We start from the raw sequence: 19,162 nt of genomic DNA on the forward strand, positions 1-19,162 counted from the left end.
CCGGGTACGGGGATCGTTCAGCGCCGGGTCAGTCCCAGGACGACGACGGAGCCGACGACCAGGTGCATCAGGAGCAGCACCAGCGTCGCGGCCGAGCCGGTGGCGCTGCCGAGCGGGCCGGTCAGGGACAGGGCGAGCACGGCCAGGGCGGTGATCGTCCAGATCCGGACGGCCTTGGCGGTGACGCGTTCGAGCACGGCGAGCAGCGCCCAGCCGGCCAGCCCGGCGGCCAGGCTCGCGAGCACGACCGCCACCGGCCCGACCGGCTGCGGGCCGGCGCCCATCCGCACGGTCAGGTCGATCCCGCCCACCGGAACCGCCAGCACCCAGACGGCCACGGCGGCCACGGCGGCGCCGATCACGGTGAGCAGCCGCCGGACGCGCGACCGGGCGGGCGACTTCGCGGAGGACCGGGTGAAGGTCTGGGCGCGCGACTGTGCGGAGGATTGGGCGGGCGATGGAGTGGAGGGCCGGGTGGGAGTCTGGGCGGAGGGCCGGATGGGGGACTGGGTGGAGGTGTGGGCGGGAGTGTTCCGGGGGTGCGGGGTGGTGTTCATGCCGCCAAGCCTCGCCCGCCGCCCCGGCCCGCCACATCGGGCGCACGGTCGCGCCGTGTCCTTCCCGGGTGGGGTACGCCTCCGACTTTGGTAGGTGATGGGCCCGCCGTACCGGCGGTTAGCCTGGGCCGATGAGCCAGAGCCGACGCCCGCACCCCTTCGCCGTGGCAGGCGTGATCCTCGGCATCGGCGCGCTGACCGCCGTGTCCCTGTGGGGGCAGGCGGGCGCCGGCTGGGGGCTGGACGTGGCGGTCGCGGTGGTGAGCCTGGCCGCGGCGGTGGCTCAGCTGTGGTGGCCGGTCCACGGCACGCTGGTCGCGACCGTGCTGGCCACGCTGTCCCCGGTGGCGACGCCGGCGGCGACGATGGGGGCGCTGCAGGTGTCGTTGCGCCGGCGTTTCCCGGTCGCCGCCGCGGTGACCGCCGCGGGCATGGCGGCCCACCTGGTGCAGGGGTGGTGGCGGCCCAACTCCGGCATCTCCCTGTCGTGGTGGCTCCTGCTCATCTGCGCCGCGTACGGCGCGCTGCTCGGCTGGGGCTCACTGGCCCGCTCCCGCCGCGCCCTGCTCATCTCCCTGAGCGAACGCGCCCGCCGCGCCGAGGCCGAGCAGGGCCGGCGGGTGGCCGAGGCGCGCATGGCCGAACGGCGTCGGCTGGCCAGGGAGATGCACGACGTGCTGGCCCACCGGCTGTCCCTGGTCGCCACGCACGCGGGAGCGCTGGAATACCGTCCGGACTCATCGCCCGACCGGCTCGCCGCCGCCGCGGGTGTGGTCCGCGCGGGCGTGCACCAGGCGCTGGAGGAGCTGCGCCAGGTGATCGGCCTGCTCCGCGAGCAGGACGACGAGTCCGACGAGCTCGCCCCCCGGCCGGGCCTGGCCGACCTGCCCGACCTGATCGCCGACTCCCGCCGGGCGGGCCAGCCCGTACGACTGGACGAACGGGCCGCCGACGCCGCCGCCCTGCCGCCGGCCCTGTCCATGACCGCCTACCGGGTCGTCCAGGAAGGGCTGACGAACGCCCGCAAACACGCCCCCGGCGAACAGGTCGAGGTGACGCTGAGCGGCGCGCCCGGCGACACCCTGCTGATCGACGTGCGCAACCCGGCGCCCCCCGCGGACGCCGCCCCCGTCGTGCCCGGCAGCGGGCTCGGCCTGGTCGGGCTCACCGAGCGGGTCCGGCTGGCCGGCGGGCAGCTCGACCACCACCACACCGGGGGTGAGTTCCGGCTGCTGGCCCGGCTACCATGGCCCGGGTGATCCGCGTGCTCCTGGTCGACGACGACGCCCTGGTCCGCGCCGGGCTGTCCATGATGCTCGACGGCACCGGCGGCATCACCGTCGTCGCCGAGGCGGCCGACGGCCAGGAGGCCGTCACGGCCACCGACGCCCACGCCCCCGACGTCGTCCTGATGGACCTGCGCATGCCCCGCGTGGACGGCATCACCGCGACCCGCCGGCTGCGCGCCCGCGCCCGGCCGCCCGAGGTGATCGTGCTGACCACGTTCGACACCGACGAGAACGTGCTGCACGCGCTCCGCGCCGGCGCCGCCGGGTTCCTGCTCAAGGACACCTCGCCGGCGCAGATCGTGGAGGCGGTCACCCGGGTCGCCGCGGGCGATCCGATCCTGTCGCCGCGCATCACCCGGCGGCTGATGGAGCGCACCGTCGCCCAGGCCGGCGCCTACGAGCGCGCCCGCGCCGCCCTGGCCATCCTCACCCCGCGCGAGCACGAGGTGGCCCTGGCCATCGGCCAGGGCCGGACGAACGCCGACATCGCCGCCGATCTGACCATGGGGGTCACGACGGTGAAGGCCCACGTCTCCAGCATCCTGACCAAGCTCGCCCTGGACAACCGCACCCAGATCGCCCTCCTGGCCCACGACGCCGGCCTCACCTGACCCCCCGGCCCCCAGCCCTGCGCCTGCTTCTTCGCCGGGCGGGTCAGCCTCCGACGGGCGGGCCGGCCGCCTCGCCGGTGACGGCCTCGTCCTGCCGCCGGAGGATCTCCCCGAAGTCCTCCAGGTCGTCGTAGTTGCTGAGGACGACACCGGCCCAGCCGGAGCCCAGCCAGACGGTCCAGCTGGCCGAGATGCCGCCGCTGCCGCCGCCGCGGTTGAACTCCCACTCGCCGCCGCTGATGCGGACCGGGCCCGCGTACGAGCCGAAGGACGGGGCGCCGAGCCGGTCGCCGGGGCCGGGCAGTTTGGCGCCGGTGTAGAGGTCGGCGTAGGGCCGCTCCAGCACGGTGCCGCGGCTCAGCGCGTGCGCGAAGCGGGCCAGGTCCGGCGCGGTGGCGAAGACGTTGCCGACGAAGGCGCGGCCCGGGTTCTCGCCCGGTCCCTGCCGGCTCATGCTGTCCTTGTCCAGGTTGCGGACGCCGTCGATCCGGCCGCCGTCCGGCTGGCGCATGTAGGGATGGGCGATGCGCTCGTCGGCGAGCCACCGGGTCCTGGTGTAGTACGCCGAGCCGCGCATGCCGGCGCGGGCGAAGACGTGCTCGTGCATGTGGTCCCAGAACGTCGTGCCGGTCACGGCCTCCACGATCTGCGCGGCGATGGCGTTGGCGGCGCCGCCGCCTGCGGTGTGTGCGTTGCGGGCGTCGTCCGAGCCGGGGGCCGCCACCAGCGTCGCCTGCCCGGCCCACTGCCGGTGGTAGTCCTGGACCTCCTTCCGGCTGGTGAAGACGCGGTGCACGTCGGGCGCCGGGGCGTCGATCCCGGAGGTGCCGCTGAGCAGGTGGTGGAGGGTCACCTGCGCGGCGAGGTCGGTGGCGAGGCCGTCCAGGTGAGTGCCCACCGGGTCCGACAGCTTCACCTTGCCGCGCTGCACCAGTTGCAGGACGGCCACGGGGAGGAACGGCATGCCCGCCGAGGACAGGTTGAACGCCACGCCGGCGTGGTTGCGGATCCCCCGTTCCTTGTCGGCCATGCCGTAGGCGCGCGACAACACCGTCCGGCCCCGGTACGACAGCAGCACCACGCCGGAGAACCGGTCACGTGCGGCCAGATCCGCCACGAACCGGTCGTAGGCCCCGCCGGGCCGGGTGTCCGGCGGGATCCGGTCCAGCCGGGACGGCCCCGCCGCGGCGGCGGCGTCACTCCCGAGCACGGCCAGCGGCGCGCCGGCCGCCACCGCGCCGGCGGCCAGCCCGCCCCATCCGAGCAGCCGCCGCCGCCCGACGTCGCGTACCGCATCAGCGTCCATGCCCTTGCCTTCCCGGGGCGAGGCGGGAGGCGAGTGTTCGCAGGGGGACGCGGTGATCGCGTGCGCTGTTGGTCATGGCTGCGATGTTGTCCGTCGAATGTCACCGGCTCGTCCGCATGACGCGATCGTTCGTCGACGAACCGGCCGGACCCGCGCGGGCCGGCCGCGGCCGTCTGGAGCGTGGACGCGAGGGTAGGGGCATCGGCCATGAGGAAGACGCGTGCCAGCATCCTGCTCGCCACCGCCCTGGCCACCGCGGCCACCGCCGCCGCCGGGAGCCTGGCCACCACGTCGGGTTCCGCCTGGTACCGGCGGCTCAGCAAACCCTCGTGGCAGCCGCCCGCCCAGGCGTTCCCGCTGGTGTGGACGACCCTGTACGGGCTGATCGCCTACGGCGGCGCCAGGGCGCTGTCGCGCGAGGACGAGGAACGCCGGAGCGCGCTCGGCCGGGCGCTGGCGGTCAACCTGGCGCTGAACGCGGCCTGGCCCGCGCTGTTCTTCAAGGCCCGCTCGCCGCGCCTGGCCCTGGCCGAGATCGTGGTGCTCAACGCCTCCAACCTGGTCCTGGTGCGCCGGGCCGGGCGGGCCGACCGGGCGGCGGGGGCGATGCTGGTGCCGTACGCGGCCTGGACCGCCTTCGCCACCGCGCTCAACGCCTCCATCGCCCGCCGCAACCCCAGCCACTGACCGGTCACCAGCCCGCTGATCGGCCCGCGCCCGGGCGGCCCGCGCCCGGACCGCAGGCGCCCGGACGACCGGCCGGCGGGCCGAACGTCCGGGCGAGGAGTCAGCCGGAGGAACGTTCCGAGGCGGCCTGGCGGATCTGGACGGCGCGGACCCGCTCGACGTCGAGCTTGGTCGTGCGGTCGAAGCGGTAGATGCCGTTCTCCTCCTGGAACACGTCGGTCAGCTGCGTGTAGCAGTAGCCGAACATGCCCGGATCGTCCAGCAGCGCGTCGGTCAGGCCGGCGAAACGGGCGTGGAACTCTTCCTCGCTGCGCACGCGCTGGCCGTAGCCCCAGGAGGTCACCCGGGCGGCGTCCTGCGCGGTGCCGGCGAGTTCGGGGTTCCACCAGATGCCGCCGTACTCGCTGACGAAGTACGGCTGGCCGCGGTAGGGGACGGAGATCTCCTGCCCGGACTCGTCGTTGACGTAGGGCTCGTCCTTGGCCAGGCCGCTGAGCTGGCCGGCGAACTCGGCGGGCTCCTGCTCGTAGTTGTGGGAGTCGTAGACGTCGGTCTCGGGGACGCGGTGGCTGTAGCCGGAGGCGTCGACGACCGGCCGGGTGGGGTCGGTGAGCTTGGTGGCCAGGAACATGCCGCGGGTGACGTCGTCGAGCTGGGTGAGGCGGTCGTGGATGGGCTGGCGGGTCTCGTTGAGCGGGCACCAGCCGATGATCGACGGGTGGGAGACGTCGCGTTCGAGGACCTCCAGCCACTGGGTGAGGAAGGAGGCGGTGGGCAGCTGCTCGCGGCCGTCGTGCGCGCCCCAGTCGCCGAACTCGCCCCACACCAGGTAGCCGAGCCGGTCGGCGTGGTAGAGGAAGCGCTCCTCGAACACCTTCTGGTGCAGGCGGGCGCCGTTGAAGCCGGCCGCCACCGACAGCTCGATGTCGCGCAGCAGCGCGGCGTCGCTGGGCGCGGTCATGAGCCCGTCGGGGTAGTAGCCCTGGTCCAGCACCAGGCGCTGGAAGACGGGACGGCCGTTGATGAGCACGCGCTTGCCGTCGATCGCGATCGAGCGCAGCCCGGCGTAGCTGTCCACGGCGTCGGTGACGGCGCCGGAGGCGTCGAGCAGCTCGACCTTCACGTCGTACAGGAAGCCCTCGCCCGGCTCCCACAGCCGCACCCGCGCGGCCGGCAGTTCCAGGCGCAGCGACGGCGCTAGATCGACGTCGGCGCGGACGGTCGCGGTGGCGACGGCGCCCTCGCCGTCGGAGACGGTGACGCGGACCGAGTCGCTGGGGCGGTTGCCGGACAGCGGGGTGACGACGGTGAAGGCGGAGCCGGCGACGTCGGGGGTGATCCGCGGGCGGCGCAGGTGCACGTCGGGGACCGGCTCCAGCCACACCGTCTGCCAGATGCCGGTGGTGCGGGTGTAGAGGCACTCGTAGTTGTGGTACCTGGCCGACTGCTTGCCGCGTGCCTGCGGGCCGTGCCGGGAGTCGCGGGCGCGGACCACGATCGTGGCCTGCTCGCCGGGGCGGGCCGCCCCCGACAGGTCGGCGGTGAAGGGGGAGAAACCGCCGCGGTGACGGGCCACCTCGACGCCGTTCACCCAGACCGTCGCGTCGTGGTCCACGGCGCCGAAGTGCAGCAGCGTCCTGCGGCCGGCCCACGCGGCCGGGATCGTCACCGTGCGGCGGTACCACACCGCGTCCATGAAGTCGGTGTGCCCGAGCCCGGACAGCTCCGACTCCGGCGCGAAGGGCACGGTGATGCTGCCGGTGAGCTCGCGTTCGCGCAGGCCGCGCTCCAGGCCGGAGTCCGCGGCGTCGATCTCGAACTGCCAGGGGCCGTTGAGGGTGAGCCAGTCGGGGCGGACCATCTGCGGGCGGGGATATTCCGGGCGTGGCACGTCAGGGGAAACGGCGCTCATCAGACAACCTAACAATTCGTATATCGGGGTAAGTCAAGTCCTTTTGCTACGTAGCAGAGTGTGCCACACTCCCTCCAACCGGAGCCAACATCCGGCTACCCACCGCTGTGCGGGCCGCCGGATCCTCTGCAAGGAACCACAAATGAGCAAGTCGCCCAATATCCGGCTCTCCCGCCGTAGGGTGCTGCAAGCCGCAGGCCTCTCGGCGCTGCTGGCCGGTTGCGGCACGGGGCCCGCGAGCCGAAGTTCGCAGGAGATCACGTTCTGGCATCTGCTCACCGGCGGCGACGGCGAGCGCATGAACGCGATCGTCACCAAGGCCGACGCGGACCTGCCGGACGCCCATATCAAGCAGATCGTCCTGGCCTGGGGCGCCCCCTACTACACCAAGCTCGCCATGTCCGCCGCCGGCGGCCGGGCGCCCGACCTGGGCGTCCTGCACATGTCGCGCCTGGCCGGGTACGCGCCCGGCGGCCTGCTGGACCCCTGGGACCTGAACCGGCTGGCCCGCTACGGCATCACGGAGCAGTCGTTCACCGCCCCGGCCTGGAAGAGCTCCATGGTCGGCGGGAAGACCTTCGCGCTGGCCCTGGACTCGCACACGTTCGTGGCGTTCTTCAACACCGAGCTGGCCGAGAAGGCCGGGCTGCTCGAATCCGGCGGGAAACTGCCGGAGATCAAGAGCCTGGACGACATGAAGAAGCTCGGCCGGGAGTTCAAGCAGGTCACCGGCAAGCCGTACGGCCTGGCCTACGGCTTCCTCGGCGACGGCGCCCAGCTGTGGCGGCTGTTCTGGACCTTCTACACCCAGCACGGCGCCACCTTCGAGCTGACCGGCGACAAGTTCGGCTACGACGCCGAGGCGTTCGAGGAGTCGGTCGAGACGATGCGCAGCCTGGTCGACGGCGACGTGGCCTCCAAGAGCGCCGACTACGCCACCGCCAGCTCCTCCTTCCTCAACGGGGACTCCGGCCTGGTCTTCTCCGGCGTCTGGGAGCTGCCGCAGTACCAGGACGCGAAGGTGCCGCTGGGCGCCATGCCGATCCCGAACATGTTCGGCACCGGCGTCAACGCCAACTGGGGCGACTCGCACACGTTCGTGCTGCCGCACCAGGACAATCCGGACGAGCACCGGCGGGAGCTGGCCTACCAGGCGGTGGCCGGCATCCTGAAGAACTCGCTGCCCTGGGGCCACGCCGGGCACACCCCCGCCTACCAGCCCGTCGTCAACAGCGCGGAGTTCAAGGCGCTGCAGCCGAACCGGGACTACGCGGTCACCGCGACGTACCTGCACTACGACCCGCCGTCCTCCTTCACCGGGGCGGCCTCCAGCTTCATGACCCAGTTCGGCAGCATCGTGCAGAACGTGCTGATCGGCCAGACGTCGGTGAAGGACGCCGTCGCCTCCTTCGCCGAGAGAGTCAACGTCCTCATGTCCAAGGCGGTGCAGCGATGACGTCGGCCACCATCAGCAAGCCGGGCTCCGTGCGGAAGACGGCCACGACCCGCCTGAAGGTGACCAGGAGCCGGGGCGGGCTGCTGTACGTGCTGCCGTTCTTCGTCGCCTTCACGCTCTTCCTGCTGTGGCCCCTGGTGTACGGGCTCTGGATGAGCTTCACCGACCGTGACCTCGCGGCCGGCGCCGAGCCGCGGGTGGTCGGGCTGGCCAACTACGCCGAGGCGCTCACCGACCCGATGGTGTGGACCACGTTCGGCAACACCGTGCTGTTCACCGTGATGACCACGATCCCGCTGGTCGTGCTGGCTCTGGCGGCGGCGTTGCTGGTCAACATGGGGCTGCCGGGGCAGTGGGTGTGGCGGATGGCGTTCTTCCTGCCGTACCTGCTGGCCTCCACCGTGGTCAGCCTCTTCTGGGAGTGGATCTACAACCCCGAGCTCGGCCTGATCAACGCCGTGCTCGGCGTGTTCGGCATCGAGGGGCAGGCCTGGCTGCAGAACCCCGACTTCGCCATGGCGGCCATCGCGGTGGCTACCACCTGGTGGACGCTCGGCTTCAACTTCCTGCTCTACCTGGCCGCGCTGCAGAACATCCCCGCCACGGTCTACGAGGCCGCCGCGATCGACGGGGCGGGCAAGTGGCGGCAGCTGTTCTCGGTCACGCTGCCGCTGCTGCGCAACATCACCATGCTCATCCTCGTGCTGCAGGTGCTGGCCTCGCTCAAGGTGTTCGACCAGATCTACCAGATGACGGCCGGCGGCCCCGACGACTCCACCCGGTCGATCCTGATGTACGTCTACGACACCGGCTTCACCGGCTACCGGCTCGGCTACGCCTCGGCGATCTCGTACGTCTTCTTCGCCATCATCCTCATTCTGTCGCTGCTGCAGCTGCGGTTCGCCCGGAGGTCCGACCAGTCATGAGAACCAGCTACGCCGGGCGTGCCGTGGCTTTCACGGTGCTGGCCCTGTTCAGCCTGCTGATGCTGGCGCCGTTCCTGTGGGCGGTGAACACCTCGTTCAAGACCGAGGCGGACGCCGGCGCGAACCCCGTGACGATCGTGCCCGCGGGCGGCTACACCTGGGACATCTACGCGAACCTGTTCCGGCTGGGCAGCATCCCCACCTGGATGGTCAACAGCGTCCTCGTGGCCGCCGCGGTCACGCTCATCACGCTGGTGATCTCCACGCTGGCCGGGTACGCGTTCTCGCGGCTGGACTTCACCGGGCGCAGGACGCTGCTGGGCCTCACCGTCGCCTCGATCATGATCCCCGGGACGATCTTCATCGTGCCGCTCTTCGACGAGATGCTCGCCTTCAACATGGTGGACACCTACTGGGGGATCATCCTGCCGCAGGTGGTCGCGCCGGTGATGGTGTTCATCCTCAAGCGGTTCTTCGACAGCATCCCGCGTGAGCTGGAGGAGGCCGCGCGGGTGGACGGGGCCGGGTCGCTGCGCATCTTCCTGCGGATCGTGCTGCCGCTGTCGCGGCCGATCATCGCGGCGGTGGCGATCTTCACGTTCGTGGGCGCGTGGAACAACTTCCTGTGGCCGTTCATCGTGACGAACGACCCCGACCTGATGACGCTGCCGGTCGGGCTGGAGACGGTCTCCACCGGCTTCGGCGTCGTCTTCGCCGAGAACATGGCCAAGTCGGTGCTGGCCGCGCTGCCGCTGATCGTGGTGTTCCTGTTCTTCCAGCGTCAGATCATCAAGGGCATCGCGACGACCGGCCTCGGCGGCCAGTGACAGTGACGTGATGAGGCCGTCCTGAGTCCCTGAGGCCCGCCCGCCTGGCCGCACCGGCCGGCCGGGCGGGCCTCACTGGCTCGACTCGCGTATCCGCAGGTGGAAGTCGACCGTGAGGTGCGGCTCGCGCCCGCTCGGCTTGCCGGTGATCTGCTCGTGCAGCATCGCGACCGCGTGCGCGGCCATCGCCTCCAGGTCGGGGGAGACGGAGGTCAGCGACGGCGTGGAGTAGCGGGCCTCCTCCACGTCGTCGAACCCCACCAGCGCGACCTCCTGCGGCACGAGGACGCCGCGCTCGCGCAGCGCCCGCAGCGCGCCGAGGGCGAGGGAGTCGTTCATCGCGAAGATGGCGTCCGGCAGCGGACGCCCTGAGTCGATGTGCTCCTCGATCGCCTGCCGGCCGCGCGCCCGGCTCCAGTCGGCCGCGACCATCAGGGCCTCGTCGGCCGGCAGCCCCGCCTCGGCCAGGCCGGCCAGGAAGCCGTTCAGCCGCGTCCGCGCCGTCTCACTGCCGTGGGGGCCGTGGCCGAGCAGCATCAGCCGCCGCCGGCCCGAGCCGGCCAGATGGCGCACCACCGCCAGGGAGGCCTCCCGGTTGGGGATGGCGACGTGGTGCACGCCCTCCAGCACGTGGTCGCCCATGAGCACGAGCGGGTAGCCGGCCCGGCGGCGGCGCCCGTCCTGCGGCCGCAGCGACAGCGCCATCATGATCGCGCCGTCGGTCAGCTGGTTGCGGCCGCCCGACAGGACCTGCAGCTCGCGCTCCCGGTCGGAGTCGGTCACCTCGATCAGCACCCGGTGGCCGAGCGCCTCGGCCTCGCGCACGACCAGGCCCGCGAGGTCGGCGAAGATGCGCGCCCTGAAGTCGGGGACGACGAACGCGATGAGCCCCGTACGGGAGCGCCGCAGGCTGCGGGCGGCCGCGTTGGGCACGTACCCGAGCTCCTCCATGGCCTCCAACACCCGCCGGCGCGTCTCGGGGCGGACGTAGGCGTAGTCGTTGACGACGTTGGACACCGTGCGCTGGGAGACGCCGGCCGCGCGGGCGACGTCGTGCATGCTCACGGCCATGACGACACGCCCCCCGCCGCGCCCTTTCCGGCGCGGCCGGCGGCGCCCGCAGGCGCGGGCCGCCCCGCCGCGCGGTCGTCACCGGAGTCACCGGGCCCGGCGGCGGCCAGGTGGAAGATCACCACTTCATGGTACTGGCGGGCCGCCGGAGCCCGCCTCCGATTAAACGGCCGTGCCCCCGGCTACCGGTCGCCCACCAGGGCGCCGCCGTCAGCGTCTCCGTTCAGCACGTCCCCGTTCGGCCCGTCTCCGTTCGGCTCGTCTCCGTTCGGCTCGCCGACGCGGCGCAGCTCCTCGTCCAGGATGGGCGCGCCCTCGGTCACCGTGTGGATGCCGATGACGCTGACGATGGCGAGCACCTCCATGATCTCCTCCGCGGTGGCGCCGAGGCCGAGGGCGTTGCGCATGTGCAGCTTCAGCCCCGGCTCGTACAGGTGCGTGGCGGAGGCGTCGAAGGCGATGTAGATGAGCTCCTTGACCTTCGGCTCCAGCACGCCGGTCGTCCAGGGCACGCCGGAGAAGTCCAGGTAGGCCTCGAACAGGTCCGGGTCCAGCTCCAGCAGGCCGTCCCAGAAGGTGTGCCAGTAGCCGCGCCGGCGGGTGAAGCCGGCCTTCAGCTCTTGCCTGCGCTCGTCGAGCGGGGCCGGGCCGTCGCGCAGCCCCTCCTCCTCCAGCACCTCCAGCAGCAGAGGCACGCCGATGTTGCAGGCGTGGATGCCGAGGGTGGCGGTCAGCTGCAGCACCTCCATGATCTCCGCGGCGCTCGCGCCGTAGCCGAGGGCGGCGCGGACGTGCTGGCGGATGCCGGGGGTGTAGAGGTGGGTGGCCGCGGCGTCCATCGCGATGTAGACGAACTCCTTGACCTTGGCCGGCAGGCGGTCCCGGTTCCAGGGCACCGCCGACAGGCGCAGGTAGGACTCCAGGAAGCCGGGGTCGAGCCGCAGCATGCTCTCCCACGCCTCGCCCCAGGTGCCGCGCACCCGGACGAACTCGTCCTTGATCTCCTGCTGCCGGGTGGTGAGCGTCATCTCGTGTGTTCTCCTCGCATCGTCGGCCCGCTCGCCGGAGCGCTCGGCCCGCTCGTCGGTTGTCCGGCGTCAGTTGTCCGGATTCAGCTGTCCGGCGTCCACGCGCCCGCGCCGCCGCCGCGGGTCACCGTGTTGACGATGAACGCCCCGCCGTCGGCGGACACGACCTCGCCCGTCACGTACGCGGCGTCGTCGCCGAGCAGGAAGGCGACCACTCCGGCGATCTCCTCGGGCGTGCCCACCCGCCGCATGGGGACGGTGCCGCCGCGCCGCTCCATCGACTTGGCCCGCGAGGCGTCGTCGGAGGAGGCGAACAGCGCGGTCGGGATCAGGCCGGGGGCGACCGCGTTCACCCGCACGCCGCGCGGCCCCCCGTACATGGCGGCGCCGCGCACCAGCCCGAGCACGCCGTGCTTGGAGGTCTGGTACGGCACCTGGTCGTCGGCCCCGCGCAGCGAGGAGATCGAGGCGGTGACGACCACGGCGCCACCGCTGTCCTGCTCGCGGTAGCGGCGGAAGGCGGCCCGCAGCCCGAGGAAGACCCCGCGCAGGTTGACCGCGATCACGTGGTCGAAGTCGGCCGCGTCGACGTCCGGCAGCGGCGCCAGGGTGCCGAGCACGCCGGCGTTCAGGTGGTGCAGGTCGATCCGGCCGAAGCGGGTCAGCGCCGCCTCGACGTAGGCGTCGACGCCCTTCTCGGTGGAGACGTCGGCGTGCACCGCGAGGGCCGGGCCCGGCAGCGAGGCGGCGACGGCGCCGGCGGAGTCGCCGTCGGCGTCCACGACGACGACGTGCGCGCCGTCGCCCGACAGCCGCCGGGCGCTGGCGGCGCCGATCCCGCTGCCGCCGCCGGTCACCACCGCGACCCGGGGGCCGGAGCCGGGCGGAGAGGGGGAAGGGGTGTGCTCAGCCAACGCGCACCACCTGTTCACCGGCGCCCGGCAGCAGGGGGAAGCGGGTCATCACGCCGGCGTCGTGCCCGGCCACCAGGGCGCTGCCGGGCGCCTGGGTCATCTCGCGCAGCAGGTCGTAGGCGCGGTAGGTGCCGGTGAGGTCGGTGAGGTAGGTGAACGGGCGGTCCAGCTCCACCTCCTCGTAGAAGTGCACGGCGTCGGAGGCGAGCACGGCCTGGCCGGACTCGGTCGCGACCTGGACGACGACCTGCCCCGGCGTGTGGCCGCCGACGGGGATCACCTCGATGCCGGGCGCGATCTGGGTGGCGCCGTCGATCAGGGTGGCGCGGTCCTCGTCGCGCACCTGACGCAGGTGCTCGAGCTCCTCCGGCTCGGTGGTGTAGGAGAACTGGCGGCGGCCGGCGTACGGGCCGGTCCAGAACTCGAACTCCGCCCTGGCCAGGATCACCTCGGAGGAGGGGAAGGCGTGCAGGTTGCCGATGTGGTCGTAGTGGGCGTGGGTGACGATCACCTGGGGGGAGTCCTCGGGCAGCACGCCCAGGGCGGCCAGGGCCTCGACCGGGGCCGACAGGTCCTCACGCGGCGCGCGGTGCCCCTTGGAGGCGGCGCTGTAGCCGGTGTCGACGATCACCGTGCGCTGCTCGTTGCGCGCCACCCAGAGGTAGAAGTCCATGTCGATGGGGGTGTCGGGCTCGCCGTACAGGTGGTGGTTGAGGAACGTCTGGGCGCGGGAGGTGGCACGGGTGGCGTAGCGGATCGCCAGCACCTCGTACGTCGCGGGGCCGCTCATCGGTTCACCAGCCCGGAGGCGTTGGCGCCGAGCATGCGGCGGATGTCGGCCTCGGGCAGCCCGGCGTCCAGCAGGCCGCGCGCGCCCCGGCGGAACAGGGTGACGGGCAGCGGGTTGTTGCGCTGGCCCGAGTCGGACGACAGCACGGTCCGCTCGGGGCCGACGGCCTTGATGAAGGCGAGCAGCTCGTCGAGTTCGCGGCGGCGCTCGGGCCGGCCGAAGTACATGACCAGGCAGTGCTCGATGTGGGCGCCCTGCCTGGACCACTCGGCGGCCTGCTCGACGGAGGCCCCGACGACGAAGCAGGGGTGGTTGACCAGGATGCGCTCGATGCCGGCGCCGCGGGCGGCGGCGATCAGCTTGGTGGTCTCCTCGACGCCCAGGTGCCCGCAGGTGAGGATCGCCTGCTCGGCCGCGATGATCGACAGGATGTCGTGCACCTCGGGCAGCACCTCGCCGTCGTCGCCGAGAATGCTGAGCACCTCGTTCTGGCGCAGCTCCACCACCGGGGTGGGGAAGCCGGTGTCGTGGCCGCGGTGGTGGTCGATGTGCGCCGCCGAGGACAGGGTGGGGAACCAGACGATCCGCCCGCCCATGCGCAGCGCCAGCTCGACGGCGTACGGGTTCAGGCCGCCGACGCTCTGGTTGAGCGCGATGCCGCCGCGCACCTCCACCGGCAGGTCGTCCAGGCCGGCCGGGCCGAGCGCCAGGATGTCGGTGACCATGCTGTGGTGGTGCGACTTGGCCACGATCACCTCGAACCCGGCGTCGGACGCGTCCCTGGCGGCGTCCAGCAGGCTCATGCGCCGGGGGAACGGGCTCGGCCCCGGGTGCTGGTGCAGGTCGACGGCGCCGACGACCAGCGCGTCGGCCTCGGCGTCCGGGGTGGAGCGGTCGCCGTCGAGCTCGGGGTCGAGCAGTTCTGAGGGGGCGTGGGTCATGCGTTCTCCTTGATCGTGCGGGGGTCGGGGGCGGCGGAGGCGGGGGCCGCCTCCGCTGGCGGGGTGACCAGCACCTGGTGGGCGGGGTCCCAGTAGGCGGTCACGCGGCCGCCGGCCCTGATGCCGTCGGTGGCGTCGGGGGGCAGCACGGCGCTGCCCGTGCTGCCGTCGCCGTAGTCGAGTTCGGCGCGCTGGTGGGTGCCCTGGAAGGACAGCGTGGTCACGGTCGCCGCGATGCTGTTGGCGCCGTCCGGCACCTCGCCGGGGGTGGCGGCCAGGCGCAGGCGTTCGGGGCGGACGATGAGGTCGCGGCCCGCGGGCGTGCCGTCGGCGTCGGGCACGGCCCACTTGTGGCCCGCCCACTCGTACACGCCGCCGGGCCGCAGCCGGCCGGGGAAGAGGTTGGACTCGCCGAGGAAGCGCGCCACGAACCGGGTGCCGGGGTCGCGGTAGAGGTCGGCGGGGGTGCCGATGCGTTCCACCCGGCCGGCGTTGAAGACCGCGATGCGGTCCGACAGCGACATGGCCTCGTCCTGGTCGTGCGTGACGAACACGAACGTCAGCTTCAGCTCCTGGTGCAGGCGCTTGATCTCCTGCTGCAGACTCTGGCGCAGCTTGCGGTCCAGCGCGCTGAGCGGCTCGTCGAGCAGCAGCACGCTGGGGGAGAAGACGACGGCCCTGGCCAGGGCGACGCGCTGCTGCTGGCCGCCGGACAGCTCGTCGGGCCGGCGGCCGCCCATGCCCTCCAGGTCCACCAGCCGCAGCGTCTCCTCCACCCGCCTGGCCGTCTCCGCCTTCGGCACCTTGCGCTCGCGCAGGGGGAAGGCGACGTTCTGGGCGACCGTCATGTGCGGGAAGAGCGCGTAGTTCTGGAACACCATGCCGAACTCGCGCCGGTGCGGGGGCAGCGGCGCGATGTCGCGGCCGCCCAGCTTGATGGAGCCCGACGTGATGTCGGTGAAACCGGCGATCATGTTGAGCGTGGTGGTCTTGCCCGAGCCGCTCGGCCCGAGCAGGGTGATGAACTCGCCGGGGGCGATGTCGATGCTGACGTGGTCCACCACGAGGGGGCCGGAGCCGTACCTCTTGCACAGGTCCGTCAGCTCGATCCGGCCGCCGCCGGCCGTCGTTGCGCTCATCGTTGCCTACCTGCCTTTCCTCGGCGCGCGCCGATCACCTGCGCCAGCAGGATGGGAACGCTGACCAGCACCACCATCAGGCTCGACGCCGCCGAGATGGTGGGGTCGATCTGCACGGTCACGCTGTTGAACATCTGGACGGGAAGAGTGAGCGCGGACGGCGACTGCAGGAACAGCGCGATCACCACCTCGTCGAAGGAGGAGATGAACGCCAGGACCGCGCCGGACAGCACGCCGGGCAGCGCCAGCGGAAGAGTGATCTTCCGGAAGACGGAGAACGGGTTGGCGCCGAGGCTGCCGCCCGCCTTCTGCAGCGCCGGGTCCATGCCCTGCAGCCGCGCCGTCACCGCGATCACCACGAACGGCAGCGCCATCGCGGTGTGGGCCAGCGCGATGCCGGACAGGGTGCCGCTGAGGCCGAGCCGCAGGAACGCCGAGAAGATCACCAGCGCGATGAGGATGTGCGGGATGATGATCGGCGACAGCAGGAGCCCGGTGGCCAGGCCCCGCGCCCGCGGGCCCAGCCGCTGCAGGCCCAGCGCGGCGGCGGTGCCCAGCGTGGTGGCCAGCAGCGTCGTCAGCAGCCCCACCTGGAGGGAGTTGACGATGGACGTGCTCCACTCCGGTGCGGTGAACAGCCGCTCGTACCACTCCAGGGACCAGCCCTCGGGCGGGAACCTGAACGTCTTGGACGCCGAGAAGCTCATGGGGATGACGACCAGCGTCGGCACCGTCAGGAACAGCCCGATGAGCACGGAGACGATCTTGAGCCAGGGGCGCGCGTTCATCGGCCGCCACCTCCCGCCATGACGTGGGCCGCGCCGCTGGCCGCGCCGGAGCCGGCCAGCCGCCGGCTGACCCCCAGCGAGATCAGCGTCACGACCAGGATGAAGACGCCCAGCGCGCCGGCGCCGCCGAAGTCGAGCAGCTCCCTGGTGCGGACCGCGATGACCTGCGCGATGAGCGCGCCCTGCGGCGAGCCGAGCAGCGCGGGGGTGACGTAGAAGCCGAGCGCCAGCACGAAGACGAGCGAGGCGCCGGAGACGATGCCCGGCAGCGACAGCGGCAGGTACACCTTGCGGAAGGACGACAGCCGGCTCGCGCCCAGGCTCTGCCCGGCCAGCAGCAGCCGGCGGTCGATCTGCTGCATGACGCTGTACATCGGCAGCACCATGAACGGCAGCAGCACCTGGATCATCGACACGGCCACGCCGGTCGTGGTGCCGAGCAGCCTGACGCCGTTCAGCCCGACCAGGGAGAGCAGGCCCTGCACCACCCCGCCGTCCTGCATCAGCACCATCCACGCGAAGTTGCGCGCGAGCATGCTGGTCCAGAACGGCACCAGGACGACCGTCACCATGACGGCCCGCGTGGTCGGCGAGGCCAGCGTCATCATGTACGCGTACGGGTAGGCCAGCAGCACGCCGGCCACGGTGACGATCAGGGCGACCAGCAGCGTGCGGCCCAGCACGCGCAGCGTGTAGCCGTCGGTGAACAGCGACAGGTAGTTGCCCGCTCCAGGCTCGGGGTCGGTGAAGCTGCGCATGACGATGTCGAGCAGCGGCAGCACGAAGAAGACGCCGAGCGCCACCAGGGCGGGCAGGAGCAGGAACAGGGCGGCCGCCCGGCGGCGCGCCGCCGGGCGCGGGCGGGCAGGGGCCCGCCCGGCCGGGACCGCCGCTCCGGCGGTCTCAGGGGGTGCGGTGGGAGCCGGCATGATGTTTCCTAGCTGACCTTCCAGCTCGTCCAGCGCTTGGTGACCATGTCGGTGTTCTTGATCCACCACGGCTTGTCCTGCTCCAGCAGGGTGCCGCGGTCGGGCAGGAACGCGTTGAACGTCTTCTGCACGTCGCTGTAGCCGATCTTGTCGATGTCGACGTCGGCGCGGGCGGGCGCGGTCCCGGTCAGCTTGGCGTACGCCTCGGCCTGGGCCGGCTCGGTGATGAAGGCGAGGGCCTTCTGCGCCAGCGCCTTGTTGGGCGAGCCCTTGGGGATCACCAGGGCGCCGATGTCGGTGGTGGTGAAGTCCCAGACCGGCTTGAGGTTGGCGCCGCTCTGGGAGGTGACGATGGTGCGCGCCGTGACGGTGAGGACCATCGAGCCCTGGCGGTCCACCATCATCTGCTGCACGGCGCCGTAGCTGGGCGCGAACACCAGGGAGGACTTGATGGTGTCGAGCTTGCGCAACGCGCGCTCCAGGTCGAGCGGGTAGACCTGGTCGGGCGCCACGCCGTCGGCCACGAGCGCGGCTTCGAGCAGGCCGGACTTGGGGTAGTCCTGGACGATCCGCTTGCCCGGGAAGCGCTTGACGTCGAAGAAGTCGGCGATCTTGGTGGGCTGCTCGCCCTTGAAGAGGTCGGCGTTGTAGCTGAAGACGTTGGCGTAGCGGTAGGTCGGCACGAAGCAGTCGTGGGTCGTGCCGGGCGGGAACTTGCCGCGGTCCAGCGCCGGGTCGTCCAGCTTCTCGTACTGCTGCCCGCAGTAGGCGCCGGCGTAGATCCAGCTCATGTTGGCCAGGTCCCACGTGGTCCTGCCCGCCGCGACCATGGCCTTGACCTGGGAGGCGTCGGCGGGGCTGACGTTGGCGAACGTCGTGCCCGTCTTGGCGGTGAACGGCTCCTGCAGCGCCTTCTTCTCATCCTCCTGGAACTGGCCGCCCGTACTGGCCCAGGTGAGGCTCTTGGACGCGCCGGCCGTCGAGTCGGCGCCGGAGCCGCAGGCCGCCGTGGCGGCCACCAGCGTGGCGGTGGCGAGCAGGGGGCGAAGATATCTGTGCCTCATGTGATGTGCCTTTCTTGAGGGGAGAGCCGTGACGGCCGGGGGATGTCGCGGCTCCCGGTTCCACCCCCGTCACTACCGCCGCCGGACTGAGGCCGGTCGGGGTGCGGAGAGCGGTCGATCACTCTCCCGCGCGCTCGAACGAGGCGCGTAATGCCTGGTTGATCGCCTGCGCGCCTTCGCGCAGGGTCATCACCACGTCGCTGTCGTCCTCCTCGGGGACGAGCTGGGTCACGCCGATCACCGCGATGGCGGCCACGACGCGGTCGGCCGCGTCCCTGACGGGGACCGCCACGGCGCGGACGCCTTCGGAGGCGCTGGAGCGGATGGCGACGCCCGTCCTGCGGACCTCCTCCAGGTTGTCGGCCTCCAGCGAGAGGTCCACCGCCTCCTTGCGGAAGTGGTAGAAGGACTGGTCGTGGAAGGCGCGGAACACGCAGTCCTGCGCCGTTCCCCGCCTCAGGGTGCTGCCGTTCCTTATCGAGACGTGGGCCGTGCGGCTGCTGTCCTCGTGGACCTGGGCCACGACCGCCTGACGGCCGTTCCAGATCGTCAGGACGGCGGTGTGCCGGACTCTCAAACTGATCTGCTCCAGGATCGGGCGGGCCACGTTCACGACCCCCAGCCGCGACAGCGCCATCGTGCCGAGCTCGGCCAGCAGCGGCCCGAACTCGTAGCGGTTGCGGTCACGGCGCTGGAGCAGGCCGTGGTTCTCCATCGAGGCCAGGTAACGGTGCGCCGTGGATTTGCCCACTCTGAGCTCCTGCGCGGCCGACACCAGGTCGATGGTCCCTGCCTCGCCCAGCAGCCGCAGCAGCTGAACGACGCGAGCGACGACCTGAAGGTCTCCGCTGGGGATCTCGGGGGTGTTGGTGCTCACGTGCGGTCCTCCCGCCTGTAGTCCGGATCTGGCGCGTCCCGCATTGCGGA

Annotated in this window: 20 protein-coding genes; 6 read left to right on the forward strand and 14 right to left on the reverse strand. The window is 72.0% G+C overall.

Going from position 1 to position 19,162, the window contains the following annotated elements:
• Positions 1-17: 17 nt before the first annotated feature.
• Positions 18-557, reverse strand: coding sequence for a DUF6069 family protein (locus B0I32_RS60905; RefSeq protein WP_219911748.1), 540 nt, complete (start codon positions 555-557; stop codon positions 18-20).
• A 131-nt stretch (positions 558-688) separates the two neighbouring features.
• Here B0I32_RS60905 and B0I32_RS12735 point away from each other — a divergent pair, with 131 nt between their 5' ends.
• Positions 689-1,816: a sensor histidine kinase gene (locus B0I32_RS12735; RefSeq protein WP_106238100.1), complete on the forward strand. Its 1,128-nt coding sequence runs from the start codon at positions 689-691 to the stop codon at positions 1,814-1,816.
• A complete protein-coding gene (locus tag B0I32_RS12740; protein WP_106238103.1) occupies positions 1,804-2,457 on the forward strand; it encodes a response regulator in 654 nt (217 codons plus the stop codon). The genes B0I32_RS12735 and B0I32_RS12740 overlap by 13 nt, the downstream gene beginning before the upstream one ends.
• Positions 2,458-2,500: 43 nt before the next feature.
• On the opposite strand, the gene B0I32_RS12745 is transcribed toward B0I32_RS12740, so the two are convergent.
• Positions 2,501-3,763, reverse strand: coding sequence for a serine hydrolase domain-containing protein (locus B0I32_RS12745; RefSeq protein ID WP_106238106.1), 1,263 nt, complete (start codon positions 3,761-3,763; stop codon positions 2,501-2,503).
• 207 nt (positions 3,764-3,970) lie between these two features.
• On the opposite strand from B0I32_RS12745, the gene B0I32_RS12750 reads away from it, so the two are divergent.
• Positions 3,971-4,450, forward strand: coding sequence for a TspO/MBR family protein (locus B0I32_RS12750; protein WP_106238108.1), 480 nt, complete (start codon positions 3,971-3,973; stop codon positions 4,448-4,450).
• Positions 4,451-4,550: 100 nt separating this feature from the next.
• Here B0I32_RS12750 and B0I32_RS12755 read toward each other — a convergent pair whose 3' ends face one another.
• The gene (locus B0I32_RS12755; protein ID WP_106238111.1) at positions 4,551-6,362 is read right to left on the reverse strand and encodes a glycoside hydrolase family 2 protein; all 1,812 of its coding nucleotides are present in this window, start codon (positions 6,360-6,362) and stop codon (positions 4,551-4,553) included.
• A 142-nt stretch (positions 6,363-6,504) separates the two neighbouring features.
• Between B0I32_RS12755 and B0I32_RS12760 the strand changes: the two genes are divergently transcribed.
• Genes B0I32_RS12760 through B0I32_RS12770 form a run of 3 tightly spaced genes read left to right on the forward strand, consistent with a single transcriptional unit; the run spans position 6,505 to position 9,571 of the window.
• Positions 6,505-7,818 (forward strand): extracellular solute-binding protein, encoded by a 1,314-nt coding sequence (locus B0I32_RS12760; RefSeq protein WP_106238114.1) that lies wholly within the window; start codon positions 6,505-6,507, stop codon positions 7,816-7,818.
• Positions 7,815-8,744 (forward strand): carbohydrate ABC transporter permease, encoded by a 930-nt coding sequence (locus B0I32_RS12765; protein WP_106238116.1) that lies wholly within the window; start codon positions 7,815-7,817, stop codon positions 8,742-8,744. Before B0I32_RS12760 ends, B0I32_RS12765 begins: the two co-directional genes overlap by 4 nt.
• Positions 8,741-9,571: a carbohydrate ABC transporter permease gene (locus tag B0I32_RS12770; RefSeq protein WP_106238119.1), complete on the forward strand. Its 831-nt coding sequence runs from the start codon at positions 8,741-8,743 to the stop codon at positions 9,569-9,571. Before B0I32_RS12765 ends, B0I32_RS12770 begins: the two co-directional genes overlap by 4 nt.
• A 72-nt stretch (positions 9,572-9,643) precedes the next feature.
• Here the strand turns inward: B0I32_RS12770 and B0I32_RS12775 are convergent, their stop codons facing one another.
• The 11 genes from B0I32_RS12775 to B0I32_RS12820 form a co-directional block, all read right to left on the reverse strand.
• Positions 9,644-10,630 (reverse strand): LacI family DNA-binding transcriptional regulator, encoded by a 987-nt coding sequence (locus tag B0I32_RS12775; protein WP_245955792.1) that lies wholly within the window; start codon positions 10,628-10,630, stop codon positions 9,644-9,646.
• 2 nt (positions 10,631-10,632) lie between these two features.
• A complete protein-coding gene (locus B0I32_RS60910) occupies positions 10,633-10,764 on the reverse strand; it encodes a hypothetical protein (protein ID WP_281262588.1) in 132 nt (43 codons plus the stop codon).
• 60 nt (positions 10,765-10,824) lie between these two features.
• Positions 10,825-11,670, reverse strand: coding sequence for a carboxymuconolactone decarboxylase family protein (locus tag B0I32_RS12780; RefSeq protein WP_106238122.1), 846 nt, complete (start codon positions 11,668-11,670; stop codon positions 10,825-10,827).
• A gap of 83 nt (positions 11,671-11,753) precedes the next feature.
• Positions 11,754-12,584: an SDR family NAD(P)-dependent oxidoreductase gene (locus B0I32_RS12785; RefSeq protein WP_106238125.1), complete on the reverse strand. Its 831-nt coding sequence runs from the start codon at positions 12,582-12,584 to the stop codon at positions 11,754-11,756.
• Positions 12,577-13,374, reverse strand: coding sequence for an N-acyl homoserine lactonase family protein (locus B0I32_RS12790; RefSeq protein WP_106238127.1), 798 nt, complete (start codon positions 13,372-13,374; stop codon positions 12,577-12,579). Before B0I32_RS12790 ends, B0I32_RS12785 begins: the two co-directional genes overlap by 8 nt.
• Positions 13,371-14,315: a DUF6282 family protein gene (locus tag B0I32_RS12795; protein ID WP_219911750.1), complete on the reverse strand. Its 945-nt coding sequence runs from the start codon at positions 14,313-14,315 to the stop codon at positions 13,371-13,373. The genes B0I32_RS12790 and B0I32_RS12795 overlap by 4 nt, the downstream gene beginning before the upstream one ends.
• On the reverse strand, positions 14,312-15,454 hold the full coding sequence (locus B0I32_RS12800) for an ABC transporter ATP-binding protein (protein ID WP_106238129.1): 1,143 nt from the start codon (positions 15,452-15,454) through the stop codon (positions 14,312-14,314). The genes B0I32_RS12795 and B0I32_RS12800 overlap by 4 nt, the downstream gene beginning before the upstream one ends.
• Entirely contained in the window at positions 15,451-16,242 is a 792-nt protein-coding gene (locus B0I32_RS12805; RefSeq protein ID WP_106238132.1) for an ABC transporter permease, read from the reverse strand. The genes B0I32_RS12800 and B0I32_RS12805 overlap by 4 nt, the downstream gene beginning before the upstream one ends.
• Positions 16,239-17,171 carry an ABC transporter permease gene (locus B0I32_RS12810; RefSeq protein WP_106238135.1) on the reverse strand — a complete coding sequence of 311 codons (933 nt, stop codon included), beginning with the start codon at positions 17,169-17,171 and terminating at the stop codon, positions 16,239-16,241. The genes B0I32_RS12805 and B0I32_RS12810 overlap by 4 nt, the downstream gene beginning before the upstream one ends.
• Before the next feature lie 8 nt (positions 17,172-17,179).
• Positions 17,180-18,235, reverse strand: a complete 1,056-nt coding sequence (locus B0I32_RS12815; protein ID WP_106238138.1) for an extracellular solute-binding protein — start codon at positions 18,233-18,235, stop codon at positions 17,180-17,182.
• Between the two features lie 118 nt (positions 18,236-18,353).
• Entirely contained in the window at positions 18,354-19,112 is a 759-nt protein-coding gene (locus B0I32_RS12820) for an IclR family transcriptional regulator (protein ID WP_181307311.1), read from the reverse strand.
• Positions 19,113-19,162 lie beyond the last annotated feature (50 nt).

The sequence above is a fragment of the Nonomuraea fuscirosea genome (assembly GCF_003001935.1).
Taxonomy (GTDB): domain Bacteria; phylum Actinomycetota; class Actinomycetes; order Streptosporangiales; family Streptosporangiaceae; genus Nonomuraea; species Nonomuraea fuscirosea.

Coding starts and splice junctions, on each gene's coding strand:
- B0I32_RS60905 (WP_219911748.1), bottom strand. CDS start 557: ATGAACACCACCCCGCACCCCCGGAACACTCCCGCCCACACCTCCACC.
- B0I32_RS12735 (WP_106238100.1), top strand. CDS start 689: ATGAGCCAGAGCCGACGCCCGCACCCCTTCGCCGTGGCAGGCGTGATC.
- B0I32_RS12740 (WP_106238103.1), top strand. CDS start 1,804: ATGGCCCGGGTGATCCGCGTGCTCCTGGTCGACGACGACGCCCTGGTC.
- B0I32_RS12745 (WP_106238106.1), bottom strand. CDS start 3,763: ATGGACGCTGATGCGGTACGCGACGTCGGGCGGCGGCGGCTGCTCGGA.
- B0I32_RS12750 (WP_106238108.1), top strand. CDS start 3,971: ATGAGGAAGACGCGTGCCAGCATCCTGCTCGCCACCGCCCTGGCCACC.
- B0I32_RS12755 (WP_106238111.1), bottom strand. CDS start 6,362: ATGAGCGCCGTTTCCCCTGACGTGCCACGCCCGGAATATCCCCGCCCG.
- B0I32_RS12760 (WP_106238114.1), top strand. CDS start 6,505: ATGAGCAAGTCGCCCAATATCCGGCTCTCCCGCCGTAGGGTGCTGCAA.
- B0I32_RS12765 (WP_106238116.1), top strand. CDS start 7,815: ATGACGTCGGCCACCATCAGCAAGCCGGGCTCCGTGCGGAAGACGGCC.
- B0I32_RS12770 (WP_106238119.1), top strand. CDS start 8,741: ATGAGAACCAGCTACGCCGGGCGTGCCGTGGCTTTCACGGTGCTGGCC.
- B0I32_RS12775 (WP_245955792.1), bottom strand. CDS start 10,630: ATGCACGACGTCGCCCGCGCGGCCGGCGTCTCCCAGCGCACGGTGTCC.
- B0I32_RS12780 (WP_106238122.1), bottom strand. CDS start 11,670: ATGACGCTCACCACCCGGCAGCAGGAGATCAAGGACGAGTTCGTCCGG.
- B0I32_RS12790 (WP_106238127.1), bottom strand. CDS start 13,374: ATGAGCGGCCCCGCGACGTACGAGGTGCTGGCGATCCGCTACGCCACC.
- B0I32_RS12795 (WP_219911750.1), bottom strand. CDS start 14,315: ATGACCCACGCCCCCTCAGAACTGCTCGACCCCGAGCTCGACGGCGAC.
- B0I32_RS12800 (WP_106238129.1), bottom strand. CDS start 15,454: ATGAGCGCAACGACGGCCGGCGGCGGCCGGATCGAGCTGACGGACCTG.
- B0I32_RS12805 (WP_106238132.1), bottom strand. CDS start 16,242: ATGAACGCGCGCCCCTGGCTCAAGATCGTCTCCGTGCTCATCGGGCTG.
- B0I32_RS12810 (WP_106238135.1), bottom strand. CDS start 17,171: ATGCCGGCTCCCACCGCACCCCCTGAGACCGCCGGAGCGGCGGTCCCG.
- B0I32_RS12815 (WP_106238138.1), bottom strand. CDS start 18,235: ATGAGGCACAGATATCTTCGCCCCCTGCTCGCCACCGCCACGCTGGTG.